This window comes from Flavobacterium sp. EDS (genome assembly GCF_020991525.1).
Classification (GTDB): domain Bacteria; phylum Bacteroidota; class Bacteroidia; order Flavobacteriales; family Flavobacteriaceae; genus Flavobacterium.
Window position 1 is genome coordinate 1 of the sequence record NZ_JAJMOZ010000023.1, and the last position, 18,844, is coordinate 18,844.

19 protein-coding genes and 1 other RNA gene are annotated in these 18,844 nt (G+C 31.6%); 14 read left to right on the forward strand and 6 right to left on the reverse strand.

The window, feature by feature from the left end; all coding sequences use genetic code 11:
• Nucleotides 1–2,067 (reverse strand): choice-of-anchor L domain-containing protein (locus LPB87_RS19630; RefSeq protein ID WP_230729028.1); only part of this gene is annotated, 2,067 nt, incomplete at its 3' end.
• Nucleotides 2,068–2,868: 801 nt separating this feature from the next.
• Between LPB87_RS19630 and LPB87_RS19635 the strand changes: the two genes are divergently transcribed.
• The 7 genes from LPB87_RS19635 (at nt 2,869) to LPB87_RS19665 (ending at nt 9,401) form a co-directional block, all read left to right on the forward strand.
• A complete protein-coding gene (locus LPB87_RS19635; RefSeq protein WP_230729029.1) occupies nt 2,869–3,354 on the forward strand; it encodes a histidine phosphatase family protein in 486 nt (161 codons plus the stop codon).
• Entirely contained in the window at nt 3,351–5,438 is a 2,088-nt protein-coding gene (gene ppk1 / locus LPB87_RS19640; protein ID WP_129539077.1) for a polyphosphate kinase 1, read from the forward strand. The genes LPB87_RS19635 and ppk1 overlap by 4 nt, the downstream gene beginning before the upstream one ends.
• Before the next feature lie 43 nt (nt 5,439–5,481).
• The gene (locus LPB87_RS19645; protein ID WP_129539076.1) at nt 5,482–6,372 is read left to right on the forward strand and encodes a rod shape-determining protein; all 891 of its coding nucleotides are present in this window, start codon (nt 5,482–5,484) and stop codon (nt 6,370–6,372) included.
• Nucleotides 6,373–6,533: 161 nt separating this feature from the next.
• A complete protein-coding gene (locus tag LPB87_RS19650; protein ID WP_230729030.1) occupies nt 6,534–7,130 on the forward strand; it encodes a TMEM175 family protein in 597 nt (198 codons plus the stop codon).
• Nucleotides 7,131–7,164: 34 nt separating this feature from the next.
• The gene (locus LPB87_RS19655) at nt 7,165–7,725 is read left to right on the forward strand and encodes a Crp/Fnr family transcriptional regulator (protein ID WP_129539074.1); all 561 of its coding nucleotides are present in this window, start codon (nt 7,165–7,167) and stop codon (nt 7,723–7,725) included.
• Nucleotides 7,726–7,784: 59 nt separating this feature from the next.
• Nucleotides 7,785–8,816, forward strand: coding sequence for a saccharopine dehydrogenase (locus LPB87_RS19660; RefSeq protein ID WP_230729031.1), 1,032 nt, complete (start codon nt 7,785–7,787; stop codon nt 8,814–8,816).
• Nucleotides 8,817–8,822: 6 nt separating this feature from the next.
• Nucleotides 8,823–9,401 carry an NAD(P)H-dependent oxidoreductase gene (locus LPB87_RS19665; RefSeq protein WP_230729032.1) on the forward strand — a complete coding sequence of 193 codons (579 nt, stop codon included), beginning with the start codon at nt 8,823–8,825 and terminating at the stop codon, nt 9,399–9,401.
• A 90-nt stretch (nt 9,402–9,491) separates the two neighbouring features.
• Here LPB87_RS19665 and LPB87_RS19670 read toward each other — a convergent pair whose 3' ends face one another.
• Together LPB87_RS19670 and dnaX are read right to left on the reverse strand one after the other, a co-directional pair.
• Nucleotides 9,492–9,974, reverse strand: a complete 483-nt coding sequence (locus LPB87_RS19670) for a DNA polymerase III subunit gamma/tau (RefSeq protein ID WP_230729033.1) — start codon at nt 9,972–9,974, stop codon at nt 9,492–9,494.
• Between the two features lie 158 nt (nt 9,975–10,132).
• Entirely contained in the window at nt 10,133–11,218 is a 1,086-nt protein-coding gene (dnaX, locus tag LPB87_RS19675) for a DNA polymerase III subunit gamma/tau (protein ID WP_230729034.1), read from the reverse strand.
• A 308-nt stretch (nt 11,219–11,526) separates the two neighbouring features.
• On the opposite strand from dnaX, the gene LPB87_RS19680 reads away from it, so the two are divergent.
• The 5 genes from LPB87_RS19680 to LPB87_RS19700 all read left to right on the forward strand — a co-directional run bounded on the left by LPB87_RS19680 (nt 11,527) and on the right by LPB87_RS19700 (nt 14,612).
• Complete coding sequence (locus LPB87_RS19680) at nt 11,527–12,081, forward strand: DUF4256 domain-containing protein (RefSeq protein WP_230729035.1); 555 nt, start codon at nt 11,527–11,529, stop codon at nt 12,079–12,081.
• Between the two features lie 285 nt (nt 12,082–12,366).
• The gene (locus LPB87_RS19685) at nt 12,367–12,876 is read left to right on the forward strand and encodes a YfbM family protein (protein ID WP_230729036.1); all 510 of its coding nucleotides are present in this window, start codon (nt 12,367–12,369) and stop codon (nt 12,874–12,876) included.
• 79 nt (nt 12,877–12,955) lie between these two features.
• Nucleotides 12,956–13,198 carry a type II toxin-antitoxin system ParD family antitoxin gene (locus LPB87_RS19690; protein ID WP_230729037.1) on the forward strand — a complete coding sequence of 81 codons (243 nt, stop codon included), beginning with the start codon at nt 12,956–12,958 and terminating at the stop codon, nt 13,196–13,198.
• Entirely contained in the window at nt 13,199–13,498 is a 300-nt protein-coding gene (locus LPB87_RS19695; RefSeq protein ID WP_230729038.1) for a type II toxin-antitoxin system RelE/ParE family toxin, read from the forward strand. It abuts the gene before it with no gap.
• Between the two features lie 229 nt (nt 13,499–13,727).
• Entirely contained in the window at nt 13,728–14,612 is an 885-nt protein-coding gene (locus LPB87_RS19700; protein ID WP_230729039.1) for a HEPN domain-containing protein, read from the forward strand.
• 206 nt (nt 14,613–14,818) lie between these two features.
• Here the strand turns inward: LPB87_RS19700 and LPB87_RS19705 are convergent, their stop codons facing one another.
• A complete protein-coding gene (locus tag LPB87_RS19705) occupies nt 14,819–15,112 on the reverse strand; it encodes a hypothetical protein (protein WP_129539065.1) in 294 nt (97 codons plus the stop codon).
• Nucleotides 15,113–15,234: 122 nt separating this feature from the next.
• On the opposite strand from LPB87_RS19705, the gene rnpB reads away from it, so the two are divergent.
• Both rnpB and LPB87_RS19715 read left to right on the forward strand, forming a co-directional pair.
• Nucleotides 15,235–15,556: RNase P RNA component class A (rnpB, locus tag LPB87_RS19710), an RNA gene on the forward strand.
• 232 nt (nt 15,557–15,788) lie between these two features.
• Nucleotides 15,789–16,721, forward strand: coding sequence for a 2-dehydropantoate 2-reductase (locus LPB87_RS19715; RefSeq protein WP_230729040.1), 933 nt, complete (start codon nt 15,789–15,791; stop codon nt 16,719–16,721).
• Here LPB87_RS19715 and LPB87_RS19720 read toward each other — a convergent pair.
• Together LPB87_RS19720 and LPB87_RS19725 are read right to left on the reverse strand one after the other, a co-directional pair.
• On the reverse strand, nt 16,718–17,407 hold the full coding sequence (locus LPB87_RS19720; protein WP_230729041.1) for a response regulator transcription factor: 690 nt from the start codon (nt 17,405–17,407) through the stop codon (nt 16,718–16,720). The genes LPB87_RS19715 and LPB87_RS19720 overlap by 4 nt on opposite strands.
• 65 nt (nt 17,408–17,472) lie before the next feature.
• Nucleotides 17,473–18,834 (reverse strand): HAMP domain-containing sensor histidine kinase, encoded by a 1,362-nt coding sequence (locus LPB87_RS19725; RefSeq protein WP_230729042.1) that lies wholly within the window; start codon nt 18,832–18,834, stop codon nt 17,473–17,475.
• Between the last annotated feature and the right edge of the window lie 10 nt (nt 18,835–18,844).

The window sequence follows — 18,844 nt, forward strand, 5'->3', positions numbered from 1 at the left end:
GGTTGCTACAGGAGCATTGGCTTGTGCAGTAGTTAAACCAGTAGCATCGCTACATTGCAATGTTACATCAAGTGCAGTTGGAGTTGTAGTCCAAGTTGGGGCAGTAGTATCTACAATATTTATTGTTTGACTTACAGGAAGAGAAACATTATTACAAGCATCTTTCGCAGTCCAAGTTCTGGTTATCGAATAAGTTCCAGGGCATGATCCGGGAGTATTTACGTCTACAAAGGTCAGTGATGTTACCGTACCACTATTATCACTAGCAGTTGCAACAGCAAATATTGGAGTCTGTGGACAATTAATAGTTGAAACGGCAGGTAATGGATTAACGATTGGTTTAGTAGAATCTCCACTATTGATAGTTACAGAAAGTTGTTTTTGACAGCTATTAGCATCAGTTACGGTCACAATGTAAATTCCAGAAAGAATATTTATTAAATCTTGAGTAACAGGAGCAAATGTATTTCCGTCTTTTGTCCAACTATAAGTATAAGCGCCAGTACCACCAGTTACATTTATATCAATTGCACCTGTAGCATCATTGTTGCAAAGTACATTTGTTTTTGATGTTAAGGTAACAGTTAAGTCAGTTGTAGGTTGTGTAATAGCAATAGTACTAATGCCTTTACAGCCATTTACATCAGTTGCAGTAACTTCGTAAGAGCCAACGGTTAAACCAGTTAGGTTTTGAGTAGTTGCAAAAGGACTTCCATTTTTCTTCCAAGAATAGGTGTACGGAGCAACACCACCTGTAGCATTGTTAAGAGTAATTGCCCCAGTTGAAGCTCCAAAACATTTTACATTAAGATGTGAGGCAGTAGCTTCAGTTACAACAACATTGCTAACAGTTACAACAACTGGTTTTGTATCTGAACAACCAGATACAAGATTTTTTCCTTTTATGTAATAAGTACCTGCAGTTGCGGCAGTTGGAGTGTTATAAGGAATAGTTGCTGCTGCGTCTAGCCAATAAGTATAAGTTAATCCAGCCGTACTACCTGCAGTAATCGCAGGAGCAGTAAGATTTACCGTATTAGGAGAACACACTGGAGCAGGATTTGTAATAACTAAAGTATTTGTAGCAAAACTTCTTGCTTTTAAAAATACACCTGCATCATAAAGTTGATCAGATGCATCAGCAATAGCCATTTTTATTTTATAGGTTTGTCCAGGAGTAACTGCATAAGTAGCAGTAAGAACAGTTGTAGATCCGTCAAATTCCATAACTGTAGATCCAGCAGGATTATTTACATAGTAAGCTGCATTATGAGCAGGAAAAGAAGTACCGTACGTATTAGTCCCAGCAGAATGGATATTGTTTATAGTAACAGCATCATTATTGGGTAATTGAGCAAGGTTTACTGCATTATTAGTATAAGAACCAGTGATTCCAGGCCCACTTAAGAAAAAACCAAAAGCATCATTAAAATCAGTGTGAACATATTCAAGATATTCTTCAGAGGCAAATACAAATTTAAATTCAACAAGGTTCCCATCAGGAATAAAATTGAATTCAAGGATGGCGGCATCATGCATTGTTTCTCCAGAAATGTTAGTTAAGTCTGGATCACTTGCGTTATTAACCATTGCATCTGATTTATTTGCAAAGGAATTGGGCCCCATGGCAGAATTTATTTTTCCTGTTGAGATTAAAAGCCCTTCATCAATTGGGAATGTAGAAGTGCCTTTGCTGTAATAACCTAATTGTCTATCACCAGCGGTTCCAGACCAAATATGATCACTCCAGTTCCAATTACTTCCACTTTTTTGGTAGTAGCCAAATCGAACATTGCTCACAACCAAACAGCCAGAAGTTAATATGTTTTTTACTAACCCATCAGCAGTATATCCATTGTTTCCAGCAGTTGGATTAGCAACATCTATAGATCCTGCTACGGCTAATGCTTGTACTGCAGCAGGAGCTGCAAAAGCACTTTTTTTGGCCGTGGATTTACTTTGGTAAGGTGTATTCCCAATTCTAATCGGAATGTTTTTTTCTTGAGCGTATAAACCAAAAGAAAAAAAGAATAATCCTAAAATAGTTAATAAAGTAATTTTTTTCATAATCTTTAATTTCAAAAATTAATAGTTTCTCTAAAGTGATATCCTAGTGTAATTTTATTTAAATATAATTTCGGTGTGTTTAGGAATTAAAATCCTTCGAATAGATTCTTTCTGTTTGATTTTTCCTTTTTCTGGCCTTCATATATTTAACTTTATGGTTTGTGAAAATTTTATTTTTTTTAACATAATCAAAGTTATATAGTCTGTTTTTAATTGATTTTTTTTCCCTGCAAATGACTCAAATACTCGTTGAAAGGACATTTTTGACTAAAAAAAATCAAAAAAAGGGGGTTTGTTTTTTTATTTTTCATTTTTTTTTAGAAGCAATTTTTACCAAAAAATTGGTGAAAAATATTTTTCAACATTGATTTAAATCACTCATAATTAGTTAGTTGTGTGTTTTTGATTTTTATTTCAAACATCGACGAAATACATTTATTATAGATTAAGTACATGTTTTTCTTATAAAAAAACAGATGAGATTTAAAAAAAGCAGAATCTTCAGAATACTTGTAATTGACAAAATGGGATGTTAAAATTTATGTGACTTTTTTTTAAGAATTTATTAAGATTATTTTTTGTTATAAATAGTTCATCACAATAAATTAGAAATATAAAAATTCAACAAAAGAGATGACCTTATAGAATTCTTTTGTAAATTGTAGCTAAATTTTCAAGGCTGTTTTTGTGATTTAATCATAAATGATTCTTCTTTTTTTTAATTTATGATGATTAAAAGAACTAACAAATGCAGTAAAGACAAAAAGGTTAAATACCATATAAACAAATAGTATTCGTAATATGAAAAATTTAATATTGATCAGACATGCAAAATCAAGTTGGGAAGCACCTCTAAAAGATTTTGACAGACCTTTAGTAAAAAAAGGAATTCATGATGCGCATAACGTTTCAGCTAATATTTCAAATTTTCTGCCTAAGACCTTTTTGATGTGGAGTAGTACCGCTGCAAGGGCTGTAGAAACAGCACTTATTTTTGCACAAAATATTTCATATCCAATAGAAAGTATTATTTACAAAGACGATCTTTATACTTTTGATGAGAAACAATTAGAAAAGGTTATCAAATCGTGTAATAATACTTTCGAAAGTGTTATTCTTTTCGGACATAACGAGGCTATTACAAATTTTGTTAATAAATTTGGGGATGTTTTCATCGACAATGTGCCTACTTCAGGTTTTGTATCATTACAATTTGAAGCAGAAAGTTGGGACAAAATAGATAAAGGCAGAACTCAAAAAACCATTTTCCCTAAAGATTTAAAATGAATACAGTGTACGAACAAAAATATATAGATAGAGAAAAAAGTTGGCTGGCATTTAACGCAAGAGTATTACAAGAAGCAGCTGATATTACAGTACCACTTTTAGACAGATTACGTTTTTTAGGAATTTTTTCGAATAATTTAGATGAGTTTTTTAGAGTTCGTTTTGCCGCTATCCGAAGATTAAGTCTTTCAGGAATATCAGGCGAAAAATACTTAGGAGGAATATCTGCTCAACAATTAGTTAAGGATATTACCGAAATAGTGATTCAGCAACAATCAGAGAGTTTAAGGATATTAAGCAATATTGAAGCTGAACTTGAAACAGAGAATATTTTTATTATTACCGAAAATGAGATTACAAAAGATCAGGAAGAATATTTAAAGAATTTTTTCATTGAGAAATTAAGTCCAGAATTGGTTACTATCATATTAAATGACTTAGCTGAGTTTCCAGTTTTAAAAGATACCCTAGGTTATTTGGCAGTACGTTTAGAGATGAACAATACTGGAGAAGTTAGATATGCTGTAATCGAAATTCCTAAAACCATAAACAGATTTGTTGTTTTACCTTCTCATGATGATAAAAATTATATTATTCTGATAGATGATGTTATTAGACATAATTTGAGTAGCATTTTCACCATTTTTGATTACAAGAGTGTCTCTGCACATATGATAAAAATTACTCGTGATGCACAGTTAGATATCGATAGTGATTTGAGTAAAAGTATGCTTGAAAAAATAGCTACATCAGTAAAAGATAGACGAATAGGTGAGCCAGTTCGTTTTATTTACGATCAATTAATTGAGCCAGATACATTACAGTTTTTTCTCGAGAAAATGAAAATCATTTCCACAGATAGTATAATCCCTGGGGGAAGATATCATAATCGACGTGATTACATGAATTTTCCTAATTTAGGAAGACATGATTTGTTATATAAAAGAAATTTACCATTGCCAATTCCAGGACTGAGTATGGAAGGAAGTATATTGGAAAAAATTGGAAAAAAAGATTATTTGCTAAATGCACCCTATCAGTCGTTTTCGTACGTAACTAAGTTTTTACGAGAAGCAGCTTTAGATCCAAAAGTTACATCGATTAAGATTACATTATACCGTTTGGCTAAGAATTCTCAAATAATTAGTTCGTTAATCAATGCCGCTAAAAACGGAAAAAAAGTAATAGTACAAATAGAGCTACAGGCTAGATTTGATGAAGCTTCGAATATTTCGTATGCAGAGCAAATGCAAATGGAAGGAATTGACCTTATTTTTGGAATTAAAGGGCTAAAAGTGCATAGTAAAATATGTGTGATTGAAAGAGTTGATGAAGGAAAAACCAAAAGATATGGATTTATTTCGACAGGTAATTTCAATGAATCAACGGCTAAGATTTATACCGATGTTACATTATTTACAAGTCATCAACAAATTCTAAAAGATATTTCTAAGATATTTGAATTCTTTGACATTAATTACAGAGTGCACCGTTACAAACATTTAATAGTATCGCCACATTATACAAGATCTAAATTTGTAAAATTAATCGACAGAGAGATTCTTCATGCGCTAGCAGGTCGTAAGACATATATAAAGCTTAAGATGAATAGTTTATCGGATTATAAAATGATAGATAAATTATACGAGGCGAGTAATGCAGGGGTGAAAATTCAACTACAAGTAAGAGGGATTTGTTCTTTAATTCCTGGAATTCCTGGAATGAGTGAAAATATAGAAGCAATAAGTATTGTTGATAATTATCTGGAGCATTCAAGAGTTTATATTTTTGGTAATGCAGGATTGAGCGAGGTGTATATATCATCAGCCGATTTTATGACAAGAAATCTAGACGGAAGAGTAGAAGTAACTTGTCCAATTTATGATCAAGCAATTAAAAATGAGTTAATAGATAATTTTAATATTGCTTGGAAAGGAAATGTAAAAGTCCGTTTTCATTCTTATAAATTAGATAATAAATACAAAGCTAGAAACCATCATGCCGTATTTAGAGCACAATTAGAAACATACAAATATTATCAAAACAAAGTAAATACTATAGAGGAAGTTGTTTTAAAACAATAATAGTCTTTATAGTAATATGCTAAATTTCAAATCATAAGCGAGAATGATTAAAATAAAAAAATATGGAGCAATCGATATTGGATCAAATGCCATGCGATTGTTAATTTCCAATGTTGTAGAACAAGAGGGGAAGGAACCTCAGTTTAATAAAAGCTCCCTAGTACGTGTGCCAATTCGTTTAGGACAAGATGCCTTTACAGTTGGTGAAATATCTCAAGAAAATATTGAAAGAATGTGTGACGCAATGAAGGCATTCAATCTTTTAATGAAAGTACATAAAGTAGAACGTTATATGGCATTTGCAACATCAGCAATGAGAGAAGCCTATAATGGAAAAGAAGTGGTAGAAATAATCAAGAAGAAAGCAGATATAAAGATTGAAATTATCGATGGTAAAAAAGAAGCTGCTATTATTGCTTCAACAGATTTACATCATTTGTTAAAAACAGATCAAACGTATCTTTTTGTAGATGTTGGAGGTGGAAGTACAGAGTTTACACTCTTCTCAAACGGAAAATTGGTTACTTCAAGATCTTTTAAAGCAGGAACTGTGCGATTACTAAACGGAATGGTTTGCGATGTGGTATGGGATGAAATTGAAAAATGGATTAGAACTAATACAGAAGGATACGAAGAAGTTACACTTATAGGGTCAGGGGGGAATATTAATAAATTGTTCAAAATGTCGGGCAAACAGCAAGAAAAACCCTTATCATATATTTATGTAAACTCACAATATGCTTTCTTAAATTCTCTAACATATGATCAAAGAATTGCTGAATTAGGGCTTAATCCCGATCGTGCCGATGTAATCATTCCAGCAACAAGAATATATCTTAATGCAATGAAATGGAGTGGAGCACGACAAATTTATGTTCCTAAAATTGGTCTTTCAGATGGTATCGTAAAGGCAATGTATTACGGAAAAATATAATTAATTATCTTCTCGCAAAGCACAAAGAAAACGAAAAAGACTTTACTTCTTTGCGAGAGATTTATTTAGTATCAGTAAATTTAGGCTTAACAGTTCTGCAAGAATATATAGTTATAGTACTTTTATTAACTACAGCCATGAGTTGTACTATTTAATACTTTATGAATAAAACGAGATTAGAGGCTTTTAGTGACGGTGTTTTGGCAATTATACTGACCATTATGGTTCTGGAGATTAAGGTTCCTCATGAAGAAAGCTTTAAGGATTTAATACCTCTTTTCCCTAAATTTATAAGTTATGTCTTGAGTTTTGTCTATATAGGTATTTACTGGAATAATCATCATTATTTATTACACGGAGTTACCAAAGTCAATGCTAAAATTCTTTGGGCTAATCTGCATTTACTTTTTTGGCTTTCGCTGGTTCCTGTTTCAACTGGTTGGATGGGAGAACATAATTTTGCTAAACCAGCAATGGCATTGTATGGTGCTATATTATTGTTGTCAGCAATTGCATATGTTATATTACAAGAGATTATTGTTTCTAGCGAAGGAAAAAATTCAGTATTAGCTAAAACATTAGGAAAAGATTTAAAAGGGAAAACTTCGGTAGTTTTATATATAATAGGAATCATTAGCTCTTTCTTTAACGAATGGATTTCAGGAGCATGTTATTTTATAGTGGCATTATTATGGTTAATTCCGGATAAAAGAATTGAAAATATTTTCAGTTCAGCTGAAAAAGCTATCGATTCGTAAAATGCAATAATTTTGTTATTCATAATAAAACACAATGAAATCAATATTTCAATCTCTTCAAGTTTTACCTCTAAACGAATTAGATAAATTAGATGGTTTAATTACTAGAAAGAAATTAAAAAAAGGAGATTTTTTAATTCAAGAATCACAAATAGCCAAAGATATTGTTTTGATAAAATCGGGTGCCTTGCGCTCATTTTATATCAATTCTGAAGGAGAAGAAATCACAAACTGTATTACATTCGAGAATGAATTTATGGCAGCTTTTGCTAGTTTTATTACCCAGAAACCAACAGAAGAAAATATTCAGGCGTTATTTGATACAGAACTCGAAGTTATAAGCCATGCTAGTATTGAGCATCTTTATGAAAATAGTATTCATTGGCAAAAAACGGGACGAATAATAGCAGAAATGCAATATATAAATTTAGAACAACGTATTTTATCTTTTCAGAAACTGACGGGAAAAGAACGTTATGAAACCCTTTTTAAAAATCACCCCAATTATATTCAGTTGATTCCGTTACAATATTTAGCATCTTTTTTAGGAGTTACACCAAGACACTTAAGCCGAATTCGGAAAGCAATTTTATAGGACATTTGTCTGGTTACCGAGAGCAGTTTCGTTATTATGTTTGCTGAAAACAATATGTAATGATGAGAAAAAATATTTTAGTAATAGGAGGAACAGGATTAGTTGGTAAAGTTATATTGCGCATACTTAAAGGAAGAAATCCTAACTATAACTTATTTGTTGGGAGTCGACAATTAGGGAATACAATCAATGATTTGGTTATTGATGTAAACAATTCAAAAACTTTTGACTGTATTATTGATAATAAAATTGATCTAATTGTATTGTGTACAAAAGACAGTGATAATGAAATCTTAAAGTACGCAATACAAAATAAGCTAGATTATATAGATATTACAAAACCTACTCCAGATTTAACAGTTGCATATGATCTAGCAATAGCAAACAAACAAAATGTAAATAGTCGCATCGTTTTTGGCTCCGGCTGGATGGGAGGGATAGTTGGTAATTTAGTTGATTTGGTAGAACCAGATAAGAGCAAAATTCAGGAAACAAATCTTTATATTTATTATTCTATAAAAGACTTGGCAGGGAAAAGTTCAGCAAATTTTTTGGCAGAAAATGTATGTAAGCCATTTATTGTCTATAAAAATAATAAACCTCAAAATGTCAAGCATTTTTTAAACTCTGAAAAATACAACTTCTCATTCGGAATTGGAAAACGACAGGTTTATAATCTAGATGTGCCAGATTTATTTATTTTAAATCAGATAGAAAAAATACCGACTGTTTCGGTAAAAATGACCTATAATTCTAAATTTGTCACCAGTTTAATGGGTTATTTTCAATCGCTTAAGATTTTTAATATCATGTCTTTAAGAGAAAGAAAACTATTGTTTGGAGGGAGCGGAAATGGAGATCAAACTATTTTTGAAATCGTTATTAAAGCACAGAATAAGACAAGAAAAATAAGCTTACAAAGCGTTAAAGGTCAGGCTGAGCTAACAGCATTTTCTACAGTTTTACATATCGAAAAGATGCTAAATGAAGATTTAGTAAACGGAATTTATTTCAGTCATCAAACACATTCAGCACAAGAAATCTTTGAAGTATTAAATAATTACAGCACAATTAATCTTAAAATAAGCTAATTGAACATGAAAAACATTCTCATTATCAATGGACATCCTAATCCAGCAAGTTTTAATTTTGCTTTAGCCGAAGCTTATAAAAAAGGAGCTTTGCAATCAGATGCAAAAGTAGAAACGATTACAATAGCCAATCTGAAGTTTAATCCCAATTTGCAATTCGGTTATCAAAGAAGAACCGAATTAGAGCCTGATTTATTAGAGTCGTGGGAAAAAATAAAACGAGCAGACCATTTAGTTTGGATTCATCCAGTTTGGTGGGGAGGATTGCCAGCAATTACAAAAGGATTTATTGATCGGCTTTTTTTGCCAGAAATGGCTTTCCAGTATCGTGAAAATTCGGTTTGGTGGGATAAACTCTTAAAAGACAAAACAGCTCATATTATTACTACTTTAGATCAGCCAGGTTGGTATTACAGATTGTTTTTTGGAAGACCAAGCGTAAATCAATTAAAGAAATCTACTTTAGAATTTTGCGGAGTAAAACCAGTCAAAGTAAGTTATATTGGAGTTATAAAAACATCCAATAGTAATCAAAAAGAAAAATGGCTGACAAAAATTTATAATTTTGGACTAAAGAATAAGTAGTTTTTTAGCCATTCTAGCTATTGGGACTGTAGTAATCTTTGCGTATAATCTTTGAACCTTAGTGTCTCAGAGTCTCAGAACTTAGCTTAATTAAGTATGTAAATCTAATCCAAATGTTGTTCTTAAAAGTTCGATGTTTGGATTTATTTCTAATAACCTATTATAGCGATCCTGATCGTTAAGACTTCTTTTGAATTCAAAACTCTCATTTACAATAATATTAATAGTAATATCGTGATTATGCAAATGTCCTCTTAAATGTCCTAATAAGCCATTAAGTTCTTTTTCAAAATCAAGCTTAGAGCCTTCATTAGGTAGTTCGATAGAAATAGAAGTACCGTTTAAAACAGGATCGTTTATCAGTAATAATGATTCCATTATCTTAAAACCTTTCTCGCCTAAACGTTGTGCATACTTATTCCATTGTAGTAACATTTCTGTTTCGGTAAAATCCTCAGTAGGTAAATGAGTTGTTGGCTTTACATAAGATTTATTAGCAGCCTCTAATTCTTTTTTCTTACGAATACTTGATAAAGAAAATGCTGAAACACCTGGCTTTGTAATATTTGGCATTACTGGATTAGCTTCAGCTACTTTTTCTGGAGCTTCAGTTTCAGGTTTTTGAGTATCTGGAGTTGAATTATGCGTTGCTAGAGGTGCTTCTTTCTTTTCGACAGGAGCTTTAACTTCTGTGATAGAGAAAGTAGGATTTCTATAATAAGTAGGCGGAATTATGTATTGCTCAACTTTTTTTTTTCTCCATCAAAGTTGATAGAGGCCAATTGCATCAAACTAAGTTCAACCAAAAGTCGCTGATTCTGACTTAGCTTATATTTTAAATCACAATCATTAGCAATTTCAATTCCTTTTAGTAAAAATTCCTGACTCGCTTTTTGAGACTGTATCCCATACATTTGTTGAGCCTGTTCACCAACTTCAAGAAGAGATAAAGTAGAAGGAGTTTTGCTAACCAATAAATCTCTAAAATGCGATGCTAAACCAGCAATAAAATGATGGCCATCAAAGCCTTTGGCAAGGATGTCATTGTAAGCGATTAATAATTCAGGGATTTTATTTTCAAGGATAAAATCAGTGATAGAAATATAAGTTTCGTAATCTAAAACGTTTAAGTTTTCGGTAACAGCCTGACGTGTTAAATTGGTACCACAATAAGAAACAACTCGGTCAAAAATAGACAAAGCATCACGCATTGCACCATCTGCTTTTTGCGCAATGATATGTAACGCATCGTCTTCGTAAACAACACCTTGACTTGTTGCCACTTCAGCTAGGTGTTCTTTGGCATCTTTAACGGTAATTCTTTTGAAATCAAAAATTTGACAACGAGATAAAATCGTTGGAATGATTTTATGTTTCTCAGTTGTTGCCAATATAAAGATGGCATGTTTAGGCGGTTCTTCTAATGTTTTCAAAAAAGCATTAAAAGCGGCCGATGACAACATATGCACCTCGTCAATAATATATACTTTATACTGTCCTGTTTGTGGAGGGATTCGAACCTGATCAATCAAGTTACGAATATCATCTACAGAGTTGTTAGAAGCAGCATCAAGTTCAAAAACATTAAAAGCAAAATCTTCATTAGGATCATCATAACCGGGCTGGTTTATTTTTCGTGCAAGAATACGTGCACAAGTTGTTTTACCAACTCCACGAGGTCCTGTAAATAATAGCGCCGAAGCAAGGTGGTTACTTTCTATGGCATTTAGTAAAGTGTTGGTAATCGCTTTTTGTCCCACAACATCTTTAAATGTCTGCGGGCGATATTTACGAGCCGATACTACAAATTGTTCCATAGATTGTTTATTGGATAGCAAAGATAGATTATAATTTAAAGATTTAAAAATTTAAATATTGAAAGATTTTGCACGTTTAAGTAGTTACTGATTTTTAAATAATTACTATTAAATAATAGAGCCTAATTTTATTTGAAATGATAACATTCAGGTATTTAGTTATTCATTTTAGAATGTTAATTTGTAATCAAAAAATAATTATTTTAGCTAGAAATAAAGTCATTCGTTACTGTATAATTGAAATAAGATGAATTTATTGAATTATTTAGATGAATCTTTTAATAGTAATTTTTATAAAATTGAATAACATGAAAAAGTTATCAGCAGAACAAAATAGAACATTACTTGATATCTTAAAAACTCGTTTTGAGAAAAATAGCAACCGTCATAAAGGAATTGAATGGGCTAAAGTACAAGCAAAACTAGAAGCAAATGCCGAAAAAATGTGGTCGCTAAATGAAATGGAAATAACCGAAGGCGAGCCAGACGTTGTTGGTTATGATAAAGTAACCGATGAATATATTTTCTATGATTGTTCTGCTGAAAGTCCCAAAGGACGCAGAAGTATTTGTTACGATCATGAAGCGCTGGAAAAAAGAAAAGAAAATAAGCCAAAAGATAGCGCAGTTAATATAGCAACCAATATGGGGGTTGAGATTTTGACCGAAAAAGAATACCGAGAGCTACAGCAACTTGGTAAATTTGATACTAAAACATCAAGTTGGATAGTTACACCAGCTGATATCAGAAAACTAGGAGGTGCACTTTTTGCTGATTTTCGTTATAACACAGTTTTTGTATATCATAACGGTGCAGATTCGTATTATGCCGCCAGAGGATTTCGTGGGATGTTAAGAGTTTAGATTTCTATTCTCAATCTTATCAGATTAAAGAAGGAAGTGTCATGTAAACAGTTTTGATATGTTTTAATGATAATTAGTAAGCAGATCTAGAAGATTATGCATATTTTTACTTCCGACCTTGTTAACGCTGACAAAAGTAGTATCATATAAAATGACTCGATTTTTATTATTTTAATTAATTATAATATTAAGGTGATTAAAATTTGATTACGGATATGTATAAATTATTGATTAGAGCAAATGAAAGGTTAATACTAATTATAAACTTGAAAATTATTTTTAGATATGGGAATGATTGCAGAATATCTTATGATTGACCAAGAGACATTGGACTCTCTTATAGATTTAAGTAATGAAGATTTGACAAATAAGATTTTTGAAATAGAGGAAACCGAAAAGTTTGAAAGAATAGATATTGATAAAATTTGGGATGTACTACATTTCTTTTTAACAGGCGTTTCGGCATCAGAACCTATTGAGGATAATAAGCTGAGTGAAGCCGTTGTAGGAGTTGATAATTTTAATCCAGATGATGAAAATGCCGATTTTGTTTCTCTTATTAAAAATGAAGCATTAGCCGAAATAGTAATTGTAATTGAAAAAGTTGATTTTGAAAAACTCACAACTAATTTTGATTTGCAACTATTGAAGAAAAATAAAATATATCCAAACGGAATTTGGAAAGATGATAGAGCACAATTACTTGAAGAAATAAAAGAATCACTAAATTCAATTCTTGATTTCTACAAAAAAGCATTACTAACAAAACATCATATAATTGTAAGTATTCTTTAAAGGTTAAGAAATATTAATTAGTAATATAGTTTGCTGAATTACCAAAAAATGGTAACTTTACGTAAATCTATAAGATATCATGGGAAGAAATACATCTATATCGTTGGGGGATCATTTTGAGAATTTTATCGAACATAGTCTTTCTGATGGAAGATTTAAAAATGCTAGTGAAGTTGTTAGAGCAGGTTTACGTCTTTTAGAAGAAGAGGAAAATCGACTAATCATTTTAAAAAATGCAGTTCAGGAAGGAATTAATAGTGGGCGAGCTGAGAATTTCGACCCTAATAAACATCTTGAAAGTTTGAAAGCAAAAAGGAAGTAAATGGCTAAATATCATTTAACTAATAAGGCTGTTGAAGATTTAGCTCAAATTTGGAATTATACTTGCGAAGAATGGTCCGAAAGGCAGGCTGATAAGTATTATTTCCTACTTCTAGATTCATGCAGTGAAATTGCCGAAAACCCCAATTTGGGTAAAAATTATGATGAGATAACAAAAGAATTATTTGGATTCAAATCAAATGAACATATTCTGTTTTACCAGGTTATTTCAAATGATGAGATTGAAATTATTAGAATACTTCATAGTAGAATGGATTTAAAAAGTAAATTTTTAAAATAAAATTGATAAGAAACTCCTAGCAGAGTAATTGCTTGCTGTAATATGGTTTCTTGAAAACGAGAATAGTATTAAAAGTGATATTTCAATAAGAAGCCTCCTGACTCCGCACCCATTTCAAATATATTTTTTATAATTCCATTTGTTTATCTGTAAGATATAGCAAAGCAAATTTTTCATTTATAATAGAATAAGAATATAATTATCTTTGTTTCATAATAACTACTTTCTAATGAAGAAATCCATCGCCTATCTGCCACAAAAGAAACAAAGAGATCTTCTGCGTTTTGTAGAACAAATAACTGCAAGACTTCCAAAAACGCAAATGATTATTCTCTACGGAAGTTATGCAAGAAATGAATATGTAGATCGTGACGAAAGAGTAGAATTTGGTATTCCTACTTCTTATAGGAGCGATTATGATATACTCGTAGTAACAGATGGAGTAACCGACCAAAGAGCAACCCGAATGCTTGATGCAGTTGATGATATGTATTATAGAGACCCAGATTTGCAAACTCCAGTTGAGTTTATTCATGAAAATATAAAACGATTAAATGAATATATCGACACAGGCAGATATTTTTATACACAGATAAAAGAAGAAGGGGTTGTACTTTATGATAGTGAAAAGTTTACTCTTGCAGAACAGCGCCCACTTCGTTTTGACGAAATAAAACAGCAAGCAGAAGAATATTTTAAAGAAAAATTTGAAAGCGCAAAAGAATTTTTATTAGTTGCTCAATTTTGTTATGAGCAAGAATTATATAAGAAAAGCTCTTTTAATCTTCATCAAGCTTGCGAAAACAGTTTTCAGACGATTCGATTGGTACATACGTTAACCAATCCAAAACAGCATAATTTGACTAAGTTGTTTTCTTTTACAAGGAAATATTCATCAGATTTACCGTCAGTTTTTCCCAATGATACCCCCGAAGAAAAACGATTATTCGAACTTTTAAAAAGTGCTTATATCGAAGCACGTTATAATCCAAAGTTTATAGTAACAAAAGAAGATATCGATGCATTGCTACCCAAAGTAAAGCGATTACTCGAAATTACAAAGCAAATAAGCGAGGATAAAATTGCCGAATATGCAAAGCTAATTAAGGCTTAAAGAAAAATTATCTCTCTTGTGTAGGTATGAGCTAAATGTCATTAAGTTAAGCTTTTTGAACTATAATTTATCTCGCAAAGACGCCAAATTTTTACATGATTTTTTGCGACTTGGCGTCTTTGCGAGAGATTTATTCAGTTCAATATAAAAGATGTTTTTAGCTTAATTGCATTGTCCAATAGCAACTAAGATTGTTCCTAAATAAATCATCTTCCTTTGATGCTTAAATCACTTAAGATTTTTGCAGTTTCAGAATCAGAATTGGCTGAAAATCCTGCAACATAAACACCTTTTTTGCCTGAGGTAGATTTTATTCCATAAACCACAGCTTCATCTCCAGGATCGGAGTTGCCTTCGTATCGATACACATGCACGATTTCAAATTTTTCAGGATTTTTCTTAATTACATCTTCATTTAGATTAAAATCATAAGTAAATCCCTTTTCGTTTAATTGATCCAAAGCCTTGGATACAGTTGCGTAATGATACATTCTAATCATGATAAATGAAATTTTACAGGTTGACGACTAAAGATAACTATTTTAAAATTAAGTCTTTGTAAAAGAGTGTTAAAGTAAATTTTGTAATGCTCGGAAGTAACCTATAAAAACGCTAAATTTGCCACGCAGACCGCCTTATCGTCGTTTTGAGAAATCAAAAGGGAGGAAAGTCCGGACACCACAGAGAAGCATAGCGGGTAACACCCGTCGGCGTTAGAAATAGCGTTAGGACAAGTGCAACAGAAAGTATGTACAGGTAATGCTGTAGTGAAAACAGGTAAACTCTATGCGGTGAAATATCAAGTATATCAGCATTTAAGAGCTTCTCGTTCGTTGCTGAAGGGTAGATAGCTTGAACTTATGAGTAATTGTAAGTCTAGATAAATGATAAGGTATTGTTAGTAATAACAAGAACAGAATCCGGCTTACAGGTCTGCATTTTTTTATATTTGTGAGAGTATCAAAGTTATTTTCATGAAACAATCTTCTTCAAATTATTTCTAAAAACTCAAAATAGGAATTTATTACTTTTGGTTTAGCAATTTTATTTTTTAGTATTTATTATTGTAGAAGCTTATTTTAAAACTAGTTAATACTATTAAAAGACTATCGATTAAGCAGGTTTTAAGTTTTTAATCTATAGCGACCTTTTTAATTTGTATAAAAAAATATCATAATGAAAACAAGAATCGGAATTTTAGGATTGGGTGGAGTAGGTGGTTATTTTGGTGGACTTTTGGCGAAAGCCTATGCTGAAAATGATGCTATAGAGGTAGTTTTTATTGCTAGAGGAAAAGCAATGGAAGTTATTGCTCAATCGGGTTTAAAAATTAGTACTGATGAAGGAGAAACGACTGTTTTTCCAACTGTAGTATCAAATGATCCTGATGTAATCGGTAAGCTAGATTATCTTATTTGTGCTACTAAAACCTATGATATCGAAGAAAGTCTTGATGCCATAAAAAAATGCATTACCAAGAATACGGTTATTCTTCCTTTATATAATGGCGTTGATGCTCCAGAACGCATTAGTACTATTTTTCCAGATAACGAAGTCTTGCAAGGTTGTGTATATATCGTTTCGATGATTGTTGCGCCTGGTGAAATTAAAAAAATAGGTGTTTACGAAAAACTATTTTTTGGTTCCGATAGTGCTTCGGTTTATAGAATGAAGGCGTTACAAACTATTTTTGAGAATGCTAAAATCGAAAGCTATTTAGTAGATACTATCGAAGATACGGTTTGGGAAAAGTTTGTTTTTATTTCATCTTTGGCTTCGGCTACTTCTTATTTAAATCAGAATATTGGTGAAATCATGGGAAATGCTTCTAGCCGTAATTTATATGTTTCGTTATTAAATGAAATCACTATGATAGCAGCTGTAAAAGGACTGAATTTACCTAATGATATTGTAATGCAAACGATATTGAAATTAGAAAAAACGCCTCGTGATGCAACTTCGTCTATGCACCGTGATTTGTTGGCAGGAAAAAAAACAGAGCTTTCGTCGCTTACTGAATTTGTAGTAAATGAAGGTTTGAAATACGAAATCGAAACGCCAACCTATCAGACGATTTTAGATAAATTAGCTAAATATGAGAGTAATTAATCTATTATTTTAAACTCCAGTCCGATATTACGAATACTATCGATGCTAATTCGGGAGTCGTCTTTAAAGTATTTTCGAATTTTACTGATATAAACATCCATGCTTCTTCCAGAAAAAAAGTCGTCATTTTTCCAAATCGATGATAGGATTTGTTCTCTTTTTAGCATTTGATTTTTATGTGTGTAAAAGAAATGAATAAGAGCTGCTTCTTTTTCAGTAAGTTGTTGTGTTATATCGTCTTTTTTTAAGCACAAACGTTTGGTGTCAAATAAATAAGCTCCAATTTGTAAATTGTTTGCTTGGGCAAAAATCGGTGTTTTTTGTTGGCTTCTTTTCAAGATGTTGTTCAGGCGTAAGATAAGCTCTTCAGCTTCAAAGGGTTTTACGATATAATCGTCTGCTCCCAGTTTTAAACCAATGATTTTGTCTTCTTTAAGCTTTCTGGCTGTCAAAAAAATAAAAGGTATTTCGGGATTGATTTTAATGACCTTTTCGGCAAGTGTAAATCCATCAATGATAGGCATCATAACATCAAACACACAAATGTCAAATGTTGTAGTTTGAAATATAGCTAAAGCTTCTTGCCCATTTTCTGCCCATGTAACTTCATAATTATATAATTCCAAGTATTGTTTAAGCACGTTTGCAAAATCTGAATCATCCTCGGCTAAAAGTATTTTTTTCATTTTATTAATTGTAAGTATTGCAACTGATTCCGATAGTTATCAGGACTGAAACTGCGACTGAAAACTTAACTCAACGGAATGCTAATGTAAAACTTTGCTCCTTTTCCTAAATCGCTCATTACGGCAATTGATCCTTGATGTGCTTTTATAATTTGGTTTACATAATACAGTCCTAATCCTAACCCTTTTGAATTGTGTAGATTGCCTTGTTCTACGCGGTAAAATTTATCAAATAATAATAGATGTTTGTTTTTAGAAATTCCAATTCCGTTATCCTGAATGCTTAAACCGAATTCGTTCTTGTTTAATATTGTTTTAATAGTAATTGTATTTGAACCATATTTTACAGCATTTTCGAGTACATTTAGGATGGCTGTTGTTAAATGAAATTTATCTAATACCAATATCGTATCGTTTGTAGTAAATTGAGTTTCAACGGTAACCTTTGGATATGTAATTCTAAAATCTTCTATAATAGCATTTAGGAAAGGCTCTGTAATGATTTTTTCTTTTTGCATTTCCATTTCATTCTCCTCTAAGGAGTTTGCCAGAACTTGGTCGATTAAACTCTGTAAACGGTTGTTTTGGCGAGAAATGGTATTAAGAATAGAATTAAAATGAATTTCGTTGTCACGAATGTCTTTTCGCTCCAGTATTTTGGTCGAAATAGCCAAAGTTGTCAGAGGAGTTTTGAGTTCGTGGGTGATATTATTAATAAAATCAGTTTTGATATCGCTTACTTTTTTTTGCTTGATTAATGCTTTTATGGCAATTACAAAAAGTGTTATCAGGGTTAAAATAGATAGTAAAGAAAGAAACAAAATCATGCTCATTCTTTTTAATATTATCATTTCCCAATCGATAACCGAAACATACATAGAGTCTTCGGTTAATAAATTATAATCTTGGGTTTGTGCTGTTACGCTTGCTGTATTTGCATAATTTCGCACTAAAAAAGCATTGTCAAGCGAAGCCAGATTACCATATAATTTGTTTTTTATAAATGGCTTTTCAGAGAAAATAGTATCTGCTTTTTTAGAATTATTATAGATGATAAACTTGTTGAGTACAATGGCAAAATCAATCGAAAAATTTGGAATTTCTCTTTCAAATTTCAGTTGCAATTTTTGAGTTAGTTCGCTACGAAATTCATTTTGTAACAAAGCACTTTTAATATCCGCTTTTGTTTTTTTGTCATGGATATAATTCTCAGCTAATTGCTTGTAAAGAAGCTCTTTTTTGAAGACAATAGTTGAATCGATATCGCTATAATCATTTGTAATATTAGCTATTTCATTCTTTATTTCTGAATGGAATTGTGCGACTTTATAATCATAGGTTGTTTTTACTAAATAGCATTGTACAACAGATAAAACCACGAGGGCGATAGCCGAAAAAAAAATTAATAAATTGATTCTGTGTTTCATATTATCAAAA

Coding starts and splice junctions, on each gene's coding strand:
- LPB87_RS19685 (WP_230729036.1), top strand. CDS start 12,367: ATGGGAATGATTGCAGAATATCTTATGATTGACCAAGAGACATTGGAC.
- ppk1 (WP_129539077.1), top strand. CDS start 3,351: ATGAATACAGTGTACGAACAAAAATATATAGATAGAGAAAAAAGTTGG.
- LPB87_RS19635 (WP_230729029.1), top strand. CDS start 2,869: ATGAAAAATTTAATATTGATCAGACATGCAAAATCAAGTTGGGAAGCA.
- LPB87_RS19655 (WP_129539074.1), top strand. CDS start 7,165: ATGAAATCAATATTTCAATCTCTTCAAGTTTTACCTCTAAACGAATTA.
- LPB87_RS19665 (WP_230729032.1), top strand. CDS start 8,823: ATGAAAAACATTCTCATTATCAATGGACATCCTAATCCAGCAAGTTTT.
- LPB87_RS19680 (WP_230729035.1), top strand. CDS start 11,527: ATGAAAAAGTTATCAGCAGAACAAAATAGAACATTACTTGATATCTTA.
- LPB87_RS19670 (WP_230729033.1), bottom strand. CDS start 9,974: ATGCCAAATATTACAAAGCCAGGTGTTTCAGCATTTTCTTTATCAAGT.
- LPB87_RS19690 (WP_230729037.1), top strand. CDS start 12,956: ATGGGAAGAAATACATCTATATCGTTGGGGGATCATTTTGAGAATTTT.
- dnaX (WP_230729034.1), bottom strand. CDS start 11,218: ATGGAACAATTTGTAGTATCGGCTCGTAAATATCGCCCGCAGACATTT.
- LPB87_RS19720 (WP_230729041.1), bottom strand. CDS start 17,407: ATGAAAAAAATACTTTTAGCCGAGGATGATTCAGATTTTGCAAACGTG.
- LPB87_RS19715 (WP_230729040.1), top strand. CDS start 15,789: ATGAAAACAAGAATCGGAATTTTAGGATTGGGTGGAGTAGGTGGTTAT.
- LPB87_RS19695 (WP_230729038.1), top strand. CDS start 13,199: ATGGCTAAATATCATTTAACTAATAAGGCTGTTGAAGATTTAGCTCAA.
- LPB87_RS19705 (WP_129539065.1), bottom strand. CDS start 15,112: ATGATTAGAATGTATCATTACGCAACTGTATCCAAGGCTTTGGATCAA.
- LPB87_RS19645 (WP_129539076.1), top strand. CDS start 5,482: ATGATTAAAATAAAAAAATATGGAGCAATCGATATTGGATCAAATGCC.
- LPB87_RS19725 (WP_230729042.1), bottom strand. CDS start 18,834: ATGAAACACAGAATCAATTTATTAATTTTTTTTTCGGCTATCGCCCTC.
- LPB87_RS19700 (WP_230729039.1), top strand. CDS start 13,728: ATGAAGAAATCCATCGCCTATCTGCCACAAAAGAAACAAAGAGATCTT.
- LPB87_RS19650 (WP_230729030.1), top strand. CDS start 6,534: ATGAATAAAACGAGATTAGAGGCTTTTAGTGACGGTGTTTTGGCAATT.
- LPB87_RS19660 (WP_230729031.1), top strand. CDS start 7,785: ATGATGAGAAAAAATATTTTAGTAATAGGAGGAACAGGATTAGTTGGT.